Here is a 12778-nt window from a genome sequence, read left to right as displayed (position 1 = left end):
GCGCTCAGGCGAGCGCGGCGGCGGCCATGGCGCGCGTGCGTGTGGCGCGGCGGGCGCGGCACGCATCGCCGAACGCGCGGAAGATCGCGCTCGACAGCGGGTCCTGCGCGTGTCGCCATTCCGGATGCCACTGCACGGCCAGCGCGAACGCCGGTGCGTCGACGACGCTCACGGCCTCGATCAGGCCATCCGGCGCGACGGCCTCGACGGCAAGGCCGGAGCCGAGCTGCGCGATGCCCTGCTTGTGCAGCGAGTTCACGTGCACTTCGTCGCGGCCGCCGGCGAGCGCGTGCAGCTTGCCGCCGGGCGTCAGGCGCACGACGTGCGCGGGGCCGTATTGCGTATCCATCGGCGCGTCGTCGTCCTCGCGGTGATCGGCGAAGCCGGGCACTTCATGTACGCGCTGGTGCAGCGTGCCGCCGCAGACGACGTTCAACTCCTGGAAGCCGCGGCACACGGCAAGCACGGGCACGCCAGCGACGATTGCCGCGCGCAGCAGCGGCAGCGTCGTCGCGTCGCGTGCGGGGTCGTGCTTCGTGCCGGGCTCGCTCGGCTCGCCGCCGTACCGATGCGGTTCGACGTTCGAGTAGCTGCCGGTAAACAGCAGCCCGTCCACGGCGTCGAGCACGTCGGCGATCGACTGCCGCTCGCCGAGCGCCGGCAGCACCATCGCGAGCGCCTGCGCGCCGTCGACGATCGCGGCGACGTATTTGTCACCGACCGTATGCGACGCGTGTGCGCCGATCTGGGTGAGGTCGGCGGTGATGCCGACGAGAGGTTTCCTTTCCATGACGTCAATCAGTAATCCGTAGGGACGTGACGCGCGTCGGCCCGAATGCGGCAAAACGCGGGCGCGACACGACCCCGCAGCCCGGCGCTGAGCGCAGGGCCGCTGGTGAATGGGCGCAACGGGATGGCGTGGCGATCCGCGCTGCGCGCGACGGTCAGGCCGTCGTTCGTTTCATTGCGATACGCGACGCGGCAACGAATGCGCGAACGCGTTCCGTCACCGCACGGACGATGCGGTTGGCGAATCGGCAGACAAAACGAACGACGTGAAGAAAGGAGAGGCGCTACGGCAGCAGCGACGCCACTTCGTCGGTATCGACGGCGACGAATGCGCGTGCGGAAACGGCGTTGTGGCGCCGAACGGAACGACGGGACAGGATGGTGTAGATCGACAGGTGAAGCAGGCGAGGACTATGCCAGCCGCAACTGCCGTCGGAAGCGGGAACGGCGCTGCGCAAACTTCGCACATCGCCTCGATCCCACCTCACCAGAGGGCCACGGACTCTCACGATTACACTCGACTGGTTTGTTGAAAGTATTGAACACCTGATCGTTTCGACGCGCGGGGCGTTTAAAATAATCGAGGCGCCGGCCCTGCGTCATTTACATTGACGGGCATCGATTGTTGCGTTGCGATAACGCTTTTCGACGCCTGTGAAAGCCAGATGACGCTGACCTGAGAGCCAGCATATACGAGCCAATAACGCCGTCAAATGTTTTTTAACGGTCCTGCATCAGGGCTTTCCCGAGCAATGCGAACAAAAGATTCGCAAAAGGAATAGCCGATGCGCCGTCCATTATTTCGAACGCCTTTCAGGGTTTTCCCCGCTGATGTGCGGCATAAAGTGATTAGAATATTCAACGGCAGTCCACCGCGTCGTTTCACTTTGTCATCGCACTTATCGTGTCCGAAACCGAATCGATGTCCACCGAAGTCGCCGAGCGCCTGCGTTTCGTGCGCAACAAGCATGGCCTGTCGCAGCGCGAACTCGCGAAACGCGCCGGCGTCACCAACGGCACGATCTCGCTGATCGAACAGGGCCGCGTGAGCCCGTCGGTCGGCTCGCTGAAGAAACTGCTCGAATGCATCCCGATGAGTCTCGCGGAGTTCTTCACGTTCGAACTCGTCGAATCGCGCGCGGTCGTGTCGCGTCGCGACGAGATGCCGAACCTCGGCAACGAGTCGCTCGCGTTTCATCTGGTCGGCGCGAACGTGAAGGATCGCAACATGTGCATCCTGCGCGAGATCTACCAGCCGCTGGCCGACACGGGGCCCGAGATGCTGGTGCACGCGGGGCACGAGGGCGGCGTCGTCGTGTCGGGCCGGCTCGAGCTGACCGTCGATAGCGCGACGTGGCTGCTCGACCCCGGAGACGGCTACTACTTCGAAAGCCGTTTGCCGCATCGTTTTCGCAATCCCAGCGCGGAACTGATCTGCGAGGTCGTCTCGGCCAATTCGCCGGCGACCTTCTGACCGCGCGTCACCGCATTCGCGGCAGGCCGTCAGCGCGCCATGCGTGCGGCGTGCCGCATCGCGAATGTCAAAAAACTGAGGCATCCTGATGAACAAGTTGACTTTGGCTGACTGGCAACACAAGGCGGCGGCGCTCGAGATCGACGGGCGCGCATTCATCGATGGCGCGTCGCGCGACGCGCACGGCGGCAAGACGTTCGACTGCGTGAGCCCGATCGACGGCCGCGTGCTGGCGAAGGTCGCCGACTGCGGCGAAGCGGACGTGAACGCTGCCGTCGCGGCCGCACGGCGCGCGTTCGACGCGGGCGTATGGGCCGGCCTGAACCCGCGCGCGCGCAAGGCCGTGCTGCTGCGGTGGGCCGCGCTGATGCGCGCGCATCTCGACGAACTGTCGCTGCTCGAGACGCTCGACGCGGGCAAGCCGATCGGCGACACGACGACGGTCGACGTGCCGGGTGCCGCGTACTGCGTCGAATGGTTCGCCGAGGCGATCGACAAGGTCGGCGGCGAGGTCGCGCCGGCCGATCACCATCTCGTCGGTCTCGTCACGCGCGAGCCGGTCGGCGTGGTGGCCGCCGTCGTGCCGTGGAACTTCCCGCTCCTGATGGCCGCATGGAAATTCGGCCCCGCGCTCGCGGCCGGCAACAGCGTCGTGCTGAAGCCGTCGGAGAAATCGCCGCTGACCGCAATCCGCGTCGCGCAGCTCGCGTTCGAGGCCGGCATTCCGGCCGGCGTGTTCAACGTCGTGCCGGGCGCGGGCGAACCGGGCAAGCTGCTCGCGCTGCATCGCGACGTCGACTGCATCGCGTTCACGGGCTCGACGGCGGTCGGCAAGCTGATCATGCAGTACGCGGCGCAGTCGAATCTGAAGCGCGCGTGGCTCGAGCTCGGCGGCAAGTCGCCGAACATCGTATTGCCCGATTGCCCCGATCTCGACCGCGCGGCGCAAACGGCGGCCGGCGCGATCTTCTACAACATGGGCGAGATGTGCACGGCCGGCTCGCGGCTGCTCGTGCATCGCGACATCAAGGACGCGTTCATCGAGAAGCTCGTCGCGGCCGCCCGCGCGTACGTGCCGGGCAATCCGCTCGATCCGTCGGTATCGATGGGCGCGATCGTCGACGGCATCCAGCTCGAGCGTGTGCTCGGTTACATCGAGGCGGGGCGCGGCGAAGGCCGGCTCGTCACCGGCGGTGCGCGCGTGAACGCGGAAACGGGCGGGTTCTATGTGGAACCGACGGTGTTCGAGGTGAAGCCCGACGCGAAGATCGCGCGCGAGGAAATCTTCGGGCCGGTACTGTCGGTGATCGTGTTCGACGACGTCGACGAGGCCGTGCGGATCGCGAACGACACCGAATACGGGCTGGCCGCGGCCGTGTGGACGTCGAACCTGACGACCGCGCACGACGTGTCGCGCCGGCTGCGTGCGGGCACCGTGTGGGTGAACTGCTATGACGAGGGCGGCGACATGAACTTCCCGTTCGGCGGCTACAAGCAGTCGGGCAACGGTCGCGACAAGTCGCTGCATGCGCTCGAGAAATACACCGAACTGAAGTCGACGCTGATCCGGCTGCGCTGACACGCCGCCGGGCGCGGGCGCGTCGCTGTCCGGCGCTGCGCCCGCGGCCTTCGGCGCGCGTTACGCGGTGCGCAGCGCGGGATGGAAGCCGGCGGCTTCGATGATCGACTGCACGCGCTCGGCGCCTTGCGCCGAGTCGACCTTGACGATCTTCGCCGCGACGTCGATGTCGAGCTTCGCGGCGGGGTCGGCGGCCGTCACCGCGCGCGTGATGGCGTTGGCGCAGCCGCCGCAGGTCATGTCCTGGACTTCGAATTCCATCGTGTTCTCCCGGGTAGGTGGTGGATGAGTACGTTCAGCATGAAGCTTGCCATGGTGGGAAGGTCAAGTGCTGCATGCAGCGATGCGCATCGCATCAGCCATTTGTAATGCTGATGTCTGACGAATAGCCATTCGTGTGCGCGCGTCAGTCCGAATTTGTCCCGATTGACGGCTGCACGTTGTCGGCGAAATCCCGCGAACCCTTGCCCGCCAACGAGCGCGCGGGATCGACGACGCACGATCTCCATGCGCCGAGTAAGGGTACTCCGAGGTGAAAATGCGAATCGATCTTAGTATCGATTCCCTTCCATATTTCCGTTCATTACATCCATGACCCGTTTCGCTATCGGTTTCGCACTGGCCCTGCTGGGCGCCTCGGCCACGTCCGCCTTCGCCGCCGACGACGTCGTCAACCTCACGTTGAAGGACCACAAGTTTTCGCCCGACGGCGTGACGATCCCTGCCGGCAAGAAGGTGAAGTTCATCGTGAAGAATCTCGATGCGACGCCGGCGGAATTCGAAAGCGACGACTTCAAGGCGGAGAAGGTCGTGCCGGCCGGCAAGTCGGTCGAGATCCTGGTCGGGCCGCTGAAGGCCGGCACCTACGAGTTCCACGACGAGTATCACGAAGCGCAGTCGAAGACGCACCTGACCGTCAAGTAAGCCGATACCGACATGCTGTCTACTGCCCTGATCGTCTTTCGTGAAGTGCTCGAGGCCGCGCTGGTGGTCTCGATCGTGATGGCCGCCACGAAGGGCGTGCCGCGGCGCGGCTGGTGGGTCGGCGGCGGGCTGGTCGGCGGCGTGGTCGGCGCCGGCCTGATCGCGGCGTTCGCCGACGTGATCTCGCAATGGGCGTCCGGCATGGGGCAGGAAGTCTTCAACGCGGGCGTGATGTTCGTCGCGACGCTGATGCTCGCGTGGCACTGTATCTGGATGAGCCGGCACGGCCGCGAAATGGCGCTGCACATGGGCGAGGTCGGCCGCGCGGTCGCGGCCGGCAGCCGGCCGTTGACCGGGCTCGCGATCGTGGTCGGCGTCGCGGTATTGCGCGAGGGCTCCGAGGCCGTGCTGTTCCTGTACGGGATCGCGGCGGGCGAGCCGGGGCAGACGCCGCAGATGATCGCCGGCGGGCTGCTCGGCGTGCTCGGCGGCGCCGGCCTCGGCTACGCGATGTATGCGGGCCTGCTGCAGATTCCGTTGAAGCGCCTGTTCTCCGTCACGAACGCGCTGATCGTGCTGCTCGCCGCGGGCATGGCGAGCCAGTGCGTCGGCTTCCTGTTGGCCGCCGGCCTCGTGCCGTCGTGGGGCGATGCGGTCTGGGACACGTCGTGGCTGCTCAAGGAATCGAGCATCGTCGGCAAGGCGCTGCATACGCTGATCGGCTATACCGCGCGTCCGGCGGGCATCCAGATCGCCGCGTACGTCGCGACGCTGGTGGCGATCCTCGTGCTGGCGCGGCTCGTCGGTCGGCCGCAGGAGACGGTGAGGCCGCCGCACGCCGCGGCGTGAGTGTTTCCGGGCTTCCGGGTTCGAATGAAAGAAGGGGCGTCATGGACGCCCCTTCTTTCATTTGCGACGCGCGACGCACCTGCGTGGCCCCGGTGACGGCGGCCGCGGATGCGCGTGGTTGCGTTCGGTCAGCTGTGGTTGTCGATCCACGCGCGCGCCCATTCGAGCCCTGCGTCGCGCGCGTCGTCTTCGGTGTCGAACACGCCGAGCACGCCCGACGCCTCGACGAGCCGGTTGTTCTGCGTGATCGTGCCGCTCGCCGCGAAGCGCTCGGGCTGCATGATCTCGTCCTGCTGCAGGATCGCGTGGCCCCAGATCTGGTAGCCGTGGTAGGTCTGCGCTTCCATTATCGAGTTACCTCCGCGGAGCGGCCTTGCGTGCCGACCTGCAGCACGTTGCCGTCCGGCGTGTATTGACGCGGGATGTCGGAGAACGTGAGCGCGCGCGTCGCGTCCGGCGCGGCCGGCTGCATCACCGTGAGACGCCCGGGCGCGGGGTGCGCGACGGGGCGCGGGGCGGCCGGGGTGTCGGTCGCGGCCGGGCGATTCGAGCCGGCTTTCACGGCCTGCGCGACGCGGCGCTTGGGCGGTTTCGCGGCGGCTTTCGGCGTGGCGCTCGCGTGCTTCTCCGCGCGCTTGCCGGTGCGCGCGTCGGCGCCAGGGCGTGCAGCCGGCGTACGCGCCGCCGGTTGCCGCGCCTCGGGCGGGTTCCAGACCTCGACATAGTGCTCGGCGGCCCAGCCCGTCGACGCGAACGTCAGCGCGAGCAATCCGCATCCAAACAGTCTTACCATTGTCTCTCCGTCATATTCGTTGCGGCGCGCGTCCAGCCGGGGCCGTGCGGGGGCGTTCGGGGAATGCCGGCTCAGGAGAACACCTCGAGCCCGTGTTTTTCGACGATCTGGAGCATGCGCGCGGCGATGCCGCTGGGCCGCTTGTCGCCCTGTTCCCATTGGCGGATCGTCGATGTCGTCGTGTTCAGGTAGAGCGCGAACACGCTCTGGCTGACGTTGACCGACTTGCGGATGCGGGCGATCGCTTCCGGATCGAACTGCGGCGCGGCTTCGATGCGGAGATCGTCGTATTCCCGCATCGTCTTCTTGTCGATCAGGTTGGCGCGATACAGCCCCGACGCGGCGCTGTGGGGCGCCTCCGTCGCGTCGCCCTTGAATCGACTCTTGGCCATTGCAAATCTCCACAAGCTCTTTCAGTGCGACCGGCGTCGCGATGTCGCTGTCGATGTGTCGACCTACGTCCGCGGCGAGCTTTCCGAACGCGCGCCGTTCGCATGCGTCGATTTCTTCCAGACGTTGCCGCCGAGATCGACGCCCTGGCCGCGGGCCAGTTCCCGCACCGCGCGGCAGAGTTCGCCATCGGCGATTCCCGCCTTTCCGGCCGCCTTGTGAAACCTCTTCGTCTTGAAGACGCGTCGTACGGAAGCAGGCATGTCGAGCCGGTCGAGTCAGCACAGGATTATATACCACTACGTGGTACATATTTCGACCTGGCCGAACGGCCTGCCTTGCGCCGCAAGCAGTCGGGACGGCCCGGCGACGGGCCATCGCGTCGCCGGGTATTACTCCACCGTCACCGACTTCGCGAGGTTGCGCGGCTTGTCGACGTCGGTGCCGCGCGCGCACGCGGTGTGATACGCGAGCAGTTGCAGCGGCACGACGTGCAGGATCGGCGACAGTTGCCCGTAGTGCTCCGGCATCCGGATCACGTGCAGGCCGTCGTCGTTGACGATCTGCGTGTCGGCATCCGCGAACACGTAGAGCTCGCCGCCGCGCGCGCGCACTTCCTGCATGTTCGATTTCAGCTTCTCGAGCAGCGTGTCGTTCGGCGCGACCGTGACGACGGGCATCGCTTCCGTGACGAGCGCGAGCGGCCCGTGCTTCAGTTCGCCGGCCGGATAGGCCTCGGCGTGGATGTACGAGATTTCCTTCAGCTTCAGCGCGCCTTCGAGCGCGATCGGGTAGTGCAGCCCGCGGCCGAGGAACAGCGCGTTTTCCTTGCGCGCGAATTCCTCCGACCACGCGATGATCTGCGGCTCGAGCGCGAGCACGCTGTTCAGCGCGGCCGGCAGGTGGCGCAGCTCCTTCAGGAATTGCGCCTCCTGCGCGGCGTCGACGTGCCCGCGCAGCTTGCCGAGCGTCGCGGCCAGCACGAACAGCGCGACGAGCTGCGTCGTGAACGCCTTCGTCGACGCGACGCCGATCTCGGTGCCCGCGTGCGTCAGGAACTGCATCTCGGTCAGCCGCACCATCGCGCTCGTCGCGACGTTGCACACCGCGAGCGTATGCGTGTGGCCGAGCGACTGCGCATGCTTGAGCGCCGCGAGCGTATCGGCCGTCTCGCCCGACTGCGAGATCACCAGCACGAGCTGGCGCGGGTTCGGCACCGACTCGCGGTAGCGGTATTCGCTGGCGATCTCGACCTGGGTCGGGATCTTCGCGATCGATTCGAGCCAGTACTTCGCGGTGAGGCCCGAGTAGTAGCTCGTGCCGCACGCGAGGATCAGCAGGCTGTCGATCTCCGCGAACGTGGCGGGGGCCGCATCGCCGAACAGCGTCGCGTCGAAGGCTTCTGTCTGCGGCACGGTGTCGCCGATCGCGCGCGGCTGCTCGAAGATTTCCTTCTGCATGAAGTGGCGATACGGGCCGAGTTCGACCGCGCCGCCGTACGCGCTGACCACGCGGATTTCACGCTGCACGGTGGCGCCGTGACGATCGACGATCGTCACGCCGTCGAGCGACAGCTCGCACACGTCGCCTTCCTCGAGGAACGTGAAGCGGTCGGTGCTGCCGGCCAGCGCCAGCGCGTCGGACGCGAGGAAGTTCTCGCCGTCGCCGTGACCGACGACGAGCGGCGAACCCTGGCGCGCGCCGACGACGGTGTGCGGCTGGTCCTTGTGGATCACGGCGATCGCATATGCGCCGTGCAGCTGGTGCACGGCTTCGCGCACCGCGTCGAACAGGTTGCCGCGGTACAGGCTGTGCACGAGGTGCGCGATCACTTCGGTGTCGGTCTGCGACACGAATTCGTAGCCCTTCGCGCGCAGCGTTTCGCGCAGCGTCTCGAAGTTCTCGATGATGCCGTTGTGCACGAGCGCGAGTGCGTTCGACGAGAAGATCGGGTGCGCGTTGTGCGTGACGGGCGCGCCGTGCGTGGCCCAGCGCGTGTGCGCGACGCCGGTCGTGCCTTCGAGGTGCGTGTCGCGCACCTGCGCATCGAGATCGGCCACGCGTGCGACGCTGCGCGCGCGCTTCGGTGCACCCGGCTCGAGCACGGCGACGCCGCACGAGTCGTAGCCACGGTATTCGAGGCGCCGCAATCCTTCGATGAGGACCGGAACGATATTACGTTGCGCAACTGCGCCGACAATGCCGCACATGAATGGTCAATCCTGTCAGTCGAAGCGGGCGCCGCGCGGGCGCCCGCAAAAGGTTCAGCTCTTTTTCTTGACCGGGCGGACGTAGCCGCTCTTCGCGGTCTGCGTCTTCTCGTTCAACGCGAGGACGCCTTCGGCGACGTCCTTCCAGATCGTCGTGCCGGCCGCGATCGTCACGCCGCGGCCGACGCGCACGGGCGCGACGAGCTGCGTGTCGGAGCCGACGAACACGTCGTCCTCGATCACGGTGCGGAACTTGTTCGCGCCGTCGTAGTTGCAGGTGATCGTGCCCGCGCCGATGTTCACGCGCGCGCCGATGTCGGCGTCGCCGATGTACGTGAGGTGATTCGCCTTCGAGCCGTGGCCGATCACCGCGTTCTTCACCTCGACGAAGTTGCCGACGTGCGCTTCGTCCGCGAGCTGCGCGCCCGGGCGCAGCCGCGCGTACGGGCCGATCACGGTGTTCGCGCCGAGCACGGCGCCGTCGATGTGCGTGAACGCGTCGATGCGCGTGCCCGCGCCGATCGACGCGTTGCGGATCACGCAGTTCGCGCCGATCGTCACGTTGTCGGCGAGCGTCACGTTGCCTTCGAACACGCAGTTCACGTCGATCGACACGTCGCGGCCGCAGCGCAGCGTGCCGCGCACGTCGACGCGCGCCGGATCGGCGAGCGTCACGCCGTCGACGAGCAGCGCATCGGCGACGTTGCGCTGGTGAATGCGTTCGAGCTCCGCGAGTTGCGCCTTGCTGTTCACGCCGAGCGTTTCCCATTCGTCGTCGGGCTGCGACGTGACGACCTCGAAGCCGGCCTCGATCGCGAGTTCGACGACGTCGGTCAGGTAGTACTCGCCCTGCGCGTTTTCGTTCTTCAGCGCGCCGAGCCACATCGACAGCTGGGCCGTCGGCGTGACGATGATGCCGGTGTTGATCTCGGCGATCCGCAGTTCGTCCGGCGACGCATCCTTCTGCTCGACGATGCGCGTGACGAAGCCGGCCGCGTCGCGCACGATGCGGCCGTAGCCGGTCGGGTCGTCGAGCGTGACGGTCAGAATGCCGTAGCGGCCGTCGCGCGCGGCGTCGACGAGACGCTGCAGCGTCGACGCGCGGGTGAGCGGCACGTCGCCGTACAGCACGAGCGTCGGTTGCGCGGGATCGAGGAGCGGCAGCGCCTGGCGCACCGCGTGGCCGGTGCCGAGCTGCTCGGCCTGCACCGCGAACTGGACGTCGGGCGCGGCGACGGCGGCCTGGACCTGCTCGGCGCCGTGGCCGACGACGACGACGAGCCGGGACGGCTGCAGCGTGCGCGCGGTGTCGATGACGTGGGACAGGAGCGGCCTGCCGGCCAGGGGGTGAAGCACTTTCGGCAGCGCGGAACGCATGCGCTTGCCGGTGCCTGCCGCCAAAATCACGATATTCATGGCGCGCGCTTGGGTCAGAGTTCGAAGCCGTCCATTTTAGCATGCGGCCCTTGTCGCTCCGGGCCTGTCGCGGCGCGGCGACAACGCCGAAACGAGGCCGTTGGCCCCGGTTTCGGCGGGTGTTCGGTCCCTGCTTACAGGTCGTCGAACTGGACGATCGAGATCGGTCGGGCCGCGACCGGTTTGCCGGCGCCGGGCGCCATCGCGTCGTCGCCCGATGCGCACGGCTCCTCGTCGAACGCGATGTCGCCTTGCGGATCGGCTTCACCCGTCGCGCGCAGCGACTGGAACGGGTACAGCGTCGTGTCCATCAGGTGCGACGGCACGACCTTCGCGAGCGCGTTGAACATGTTGTCGACGCGGCCCGGGAAGCGCTTGTCCCATTCGCGGATCAGCGCCTTCATTTCCGCACGCTTCAGGTTCGGCTGGCTGCCGCACAGGTTGCACGGGATGATCGGGAATTCGCGCAGCTCCGCGTATTTCTCGAGATCGGTTTCCTTCACGTACGCGAGCGGGCGGATCACGATGTTCTTGCCGTCGTCCGACTGCAGCTTCGGCGGCATTCCCTTCAGCTTGCCGCCGTAGAACATGTTCAGCAGCAGCGTCTGCACGATGTCGTCGCGGTGATGGCCGAGCGCGATCTTGGTCGCGCCGAGCTCGCCGGCCACGCGGTACAGGATCCCGCGGCGCAGCCGCGAGCACAGCGAGCAGGTCGTCTTGCCTTCCGGCACGAGCCGCTTGACGATGCTGTAGGTGTCCTGGTTCTCGATGTGGAACGGCACGCCGACCTGCTTCAGGTATTCGGGCAGCACGTGCTCGGGGAAGCCCGGCTGCTTCTGGTCGAGGTTCACCGCGACGATGTCGAAGTCGATCGGCGCGCGCTCGCGCAGGCGCAGCAGCACGTCGAGCATCGCGTAGCTGTCCTTGCCGCCCGACAGGCACACCATCACCTTGTCGCCCTGCTCGATCATGTTGTAGTCGCCGATCGCCTGGCCGACCTGGCGCACGATCCGCTTGAACAGCTTGTTGTTCTCGTACGCTTCCTTCTGCTCGCGGCGCGTCAGCGCGGGGCGGCCGGTTTCGGCGGTCGCGGCGTCGGCCGCCGTGTCGTTCATGTGGGGGGCGTTCATTGGCGCTCCTCGTCCTTGATGCGAAAGACTTCGACGCCGACGGCGTCGCAGTCCGGATAGGCGTCCGGTTTCTCGGTACGGACGCGTACCGCGCGCACGGCGTCGTGCGCCAGCAGGTGCGCGGCGATCGAATCGCACAGCGTTTCCTGCAGGTGAATGTGGCCGCGCGCGAGGCACTGCGCGACGCTCTGCTTCATCAGGTCGTAGTCGACGACTTCATGCAGCCGGTCATCGACGGGCGTCGACTGCGCAAGCGGCACGAACAGGTCGACGTTGATGACGACGCGCTGCTCGCCGCGCTTCTCGTGTTCGAAGGCCCCGATGTTGATGTGCACCTCGTAGTCGCGCAGGTAGAGCCTGCGGCAATCCGCGAGGCGGGGGTGCAGGAGAGCGGAAAACATGGTCGTCCCAGTCAAATTGGCGTGCGCGCACGCAAAGCGGCGCGGGCGGCGGTCAGGCCGCGCCCGCGCGGTTCAGTCATTCGGGCCGGCGGCGGGCGGCACCAGGTGCTCGCCGCCGTCGACGGTCAGCGTCGCGCCCGTCACGCCGGGCGCGCTCGCGAGATAGCAGGCGGCCGCCGCGATGTCGTCCGCGTGCGGCGCGTGGCCGCGCACGAGCGCCGCGACCCGCACCTTCGGCGCGAGCGCCAGCGCGAGCGCCGACGTCGCGCGGTTCAACGCGGCCTGCATCAGCGCGTGCGACAGCTGCGCCGGCGCCGGGTGAAACAGGGCCTGATCCAGTACGTGGATCGCGCACGCGCGCAGCGCTTCGTGCTCGCGCGCGGCGTCGGGCGTCGCATCGGCGAGCGCGCGGGCCAGCGCGAGCGGCGCGGTCACGTTGCGCGCGAGCGCCGCGGCGAGCGACGCGGCGTCGACCGTGTGCGCGTCGTCGGTGCCGGCGCTGGCGCTGACGAACACCGCACATGCGGGCCGGCCGAGCGCTTCGCCGCACGCGGCGACGAGGGCCGCGGCATCGGCTTCCACGGCCAGATCGGCGTCGAGCACGGCCGCGCGGCGGCCGAGCGCCGTGACTTCGGCGACGAGCGCGTCGGCGGCCGCGCGCGGCGCGCGTTGGCTGCGCTGCAGCGCGACGTCCCAGCCGCGGCGGGCGAAACCCGTCGCGAGCGCGCGGCCGATCGACGCGGCGTCCGCCGCGTTACCCACGGCGCCCGTGACGAGCACCACGCGTGGGGTGGACGTATCGGCTGAAACGGTCATTTACAAT

15 protein-coding genes and 1 pseudogene are annotated in these 12778 nt (G+C 67.6%); 4 read left to right on the top strand and 12 right to left on the bottom strand.

The genetic code is table 11. The features are described from left to right. Nucleotides 1-4: 4 nt before the first annotated feature. Entirely contained in the window at nt 5-790 is a 786-nt protein-coding gene (locus CFB49_RS16185; protein ID WP_069621835.1) for a gamma-glutamyl-gamma-aminobutyrate hydrolase family protein, read from the bottom strand. A 283-nt stretch (nt 791-1073) separates the two neighbouring features. Continuing rightward, the gene (locus CFB49_RS36795) at nt 1074-1256 is read right to left on the bottom strand and encodes a hypothetical protein (RefSeq protein WP_006488040.1); all 183 of its coding nucleotides are present in this window, start codon (nt 1254-1256) and stop codon (nt 1074-1076) included. Between the two features lie 455 nt (nt 1257-1711). Between CFB49_RS36795 and CFB49_RS16175 the strand changes: the two genes are divergently transcribed. Both CFB49_RS16175 and CFB49_RS16170 read left to right on the top strand, forming a co-directional pair. Then, nucleotides 1712-2263 (top strand): cupin domain-containing protein, encoded by a 552-nt coding sequence (locus CFB49_RS16175; protein ID WP_011546390.1) that lies wholly within the window; start codon nt 1712-1714, stop codon nt 2261-2263. A gap of 88 nt (nt 2264-2351) precedes the next feature. After that, nucleotides 2352-3842, top strand: a complete 1491-nt coding sequence (locus CFB49_RS16170) for an aldehyde dehydrogenase (RefSeq protein WP_089491748.1) — start codon at nt 2352-2354, stop codon at nt 3840-3842. 60 nt (nt 3843-3902) lie between these two features. On the opposite strand, the gene CFB49_RS16165 is transcribed toward CFB49_RS16170, so the two are convergent. After that, nucleotides 3903-4103 carry a heavy-metal-associated domain-containing protein gene (locus CFB49_RS16165; protein ID WP_006477591.1) on the bottom strand — a complete coding sequence of 67 codons (201 nt, stop codon included), beginning with the start codon at nt 4101-4103 and terminating at the stop codon, nt 3903-3905. 330 nt (nt 4104-4433) lie between these two features. Between CFB49_RS16165 and CFB49_RS16155 the strand changes: the two genes are divergently transcribed. Together CFB49_RS16155 and CFB49_RS16150 are read left to right on the top strand one after the other, a co-directional pair. Further along, nucleotides 4434-4766: a cupredoxin domain-containing protein gene (locus tag CFB49_RS16155; RefSeq protein WP_069621837.1), complete on the top strand. Its 333-nt coding sequence runs from the start codon at nt 4434-4436 to the stop codon at nt 4764-4766. Between the two features lie 12 nt (nt 4767-4778). Then, entirely contained in the window at nt 4779-5615 is an 837-nt protein-coding gene (locus CFB49_RS16150) for an FTR1 family iron permease (protein ID WP_069621838.1), read from the top strand. Between the two features lie 128 nt (nt 5616-5743). Here the strand turns inward: CFB49_RS16150 and CFB49_RS16145 are convergent, their stop codons facing one another. From CFB49_RS16145 to CFB49_RS16105, 9 genes and pseudogenes are all read right to left on the bottom strand, one after another. Then, nucleotides 5744-5962 carry a hypothetical protein gene (locus CFB49_RS16145; RefSeq protein WP_006477594.1) on the bottom strand — a complete coding sequence of 73 codons (219 nt, stop codon included), beginning with the start codon at nt 5960-5962 and terminating at the stop codon, nt 5744-5746. Beyond that, nucleotides 5962-6408, bottom strand: a complete 447-nt coding sequence (locus CFB49_RS16140; RefSeq protein WP_089435859.1) for a hypothetical protein — start codon at nt 6406-6408, stop codon at nt 5962-5964. The genes CFB49_RS16145 and CFB49_RS16140 overlap by 1 nt, the downstream gene beginning before the upstream one ends. 71 nt (nt 6409-6479) lie before the next feature. Further along, nucleotides 6480-6800, bottom strand: coding sequence for a helix-turn-helix domain-containing protein (locus tag CFB49_RS16135; protein ID WP_089491746.1), 321 nt, complete (start codon nt 6798-6800; stop codon nt 6480-6482). After that, nucleotides 6796-7061: pseudogene (locus CFB49_RS16130) on the bottom strand (type II toxin-antitoxin system RelE/ParE family toxin); the annotation flags it as partial. The pseudogene CFB49_RS16130 and the gene CFB49_RS16135, both read right to left, overlap by 5 nt. Before the next feature lie 129 nt (nt 7062-7190). Further along, nucleotides 7191-9008: a glutamine--fructose-6-phosphate transaminase (isomerizing) gene (gene glmS, locus CFB49_RS16125; RefSeq protein WP_089491745.1), complete on the bottom strand. Its 1818-nt coding sequence runs from the start codon at nt 9006-9008 to the stop codon at nt 7191-7193. A 54-nt stretch (nt 9009-9062) separates the two neighbouring features. Next, nucleotides 9063-10424 carry a bifunctional UDP-N-acetylglucosamine diphosphorylase/glucosamine-1-phosphate N-acetyltransferase GlmU gene (glmU, locus tag CFB49_RS16120; RefSeq protein WP_069620134.1) on the bottom strand — a complete coding sequence of 454 codons (1362 nt, stop codon included), beginning with the start codon at nt 10422-10424 and terminating at the stop codon, nt 9063-9065. A gap of 134 nt (nt 10425-10558) precedes the next feature. Beyond that, on the bottom strand, nt 10559-11554 hold the full coding sequence (gene ttcA, locus CFB49_RS16115) for a tRNA 2-thiocytidine(32) synthetase TtcA (protein WP_069620135.1): 996 nt from the start codon (nt 11552-11554) through the stop codon (nt 10559-10561). Further along, the gene (locus tag CFB49_RS16110; protein ID WP_069620136.1) at nt 11551-11955 is read right to left on the bottom strand and encodes a dihydroneopterin aldolase; all 405 of its coding nucleotides are present in this window, start codon (nt 11953-11955) and stop codon (nt 11551-11553) included. The genes ttcA and CFB49_RS16110 overlap by 4 nt, the downstream gene beginning before the upstream one ends. Nucleotides 11956-12027: 72 nt before the next feature. After that, nucleotides 12028-12771 (bottom strand): SDR family oxidoreductase, encoded by a 744-nt coding sequence (locus tag CFB49_RS16105; protein ID WP_089491744.1) that lies wholly within the window; start codon nt 12769-12771, stop codon nt 12028-12030. Nucleotides 12772-12778: the final 7 nt, after the last annotated feature.

It is taken from the genome of Burkholderia sp. AU17457, assembly GCF_002223255.1.
Classification (GTDB): domain Bacteria; phylum Pseudomonadota; class Gammaproteobacteria; order Burkholderiales; family Burkholderiaceae; genus Burkholderia; species Burkholderia sola.
Note: the sequence above shows the minus strand (reverse complement) of the source record. Positions and strands in the feature narration are given on the sequence as shown.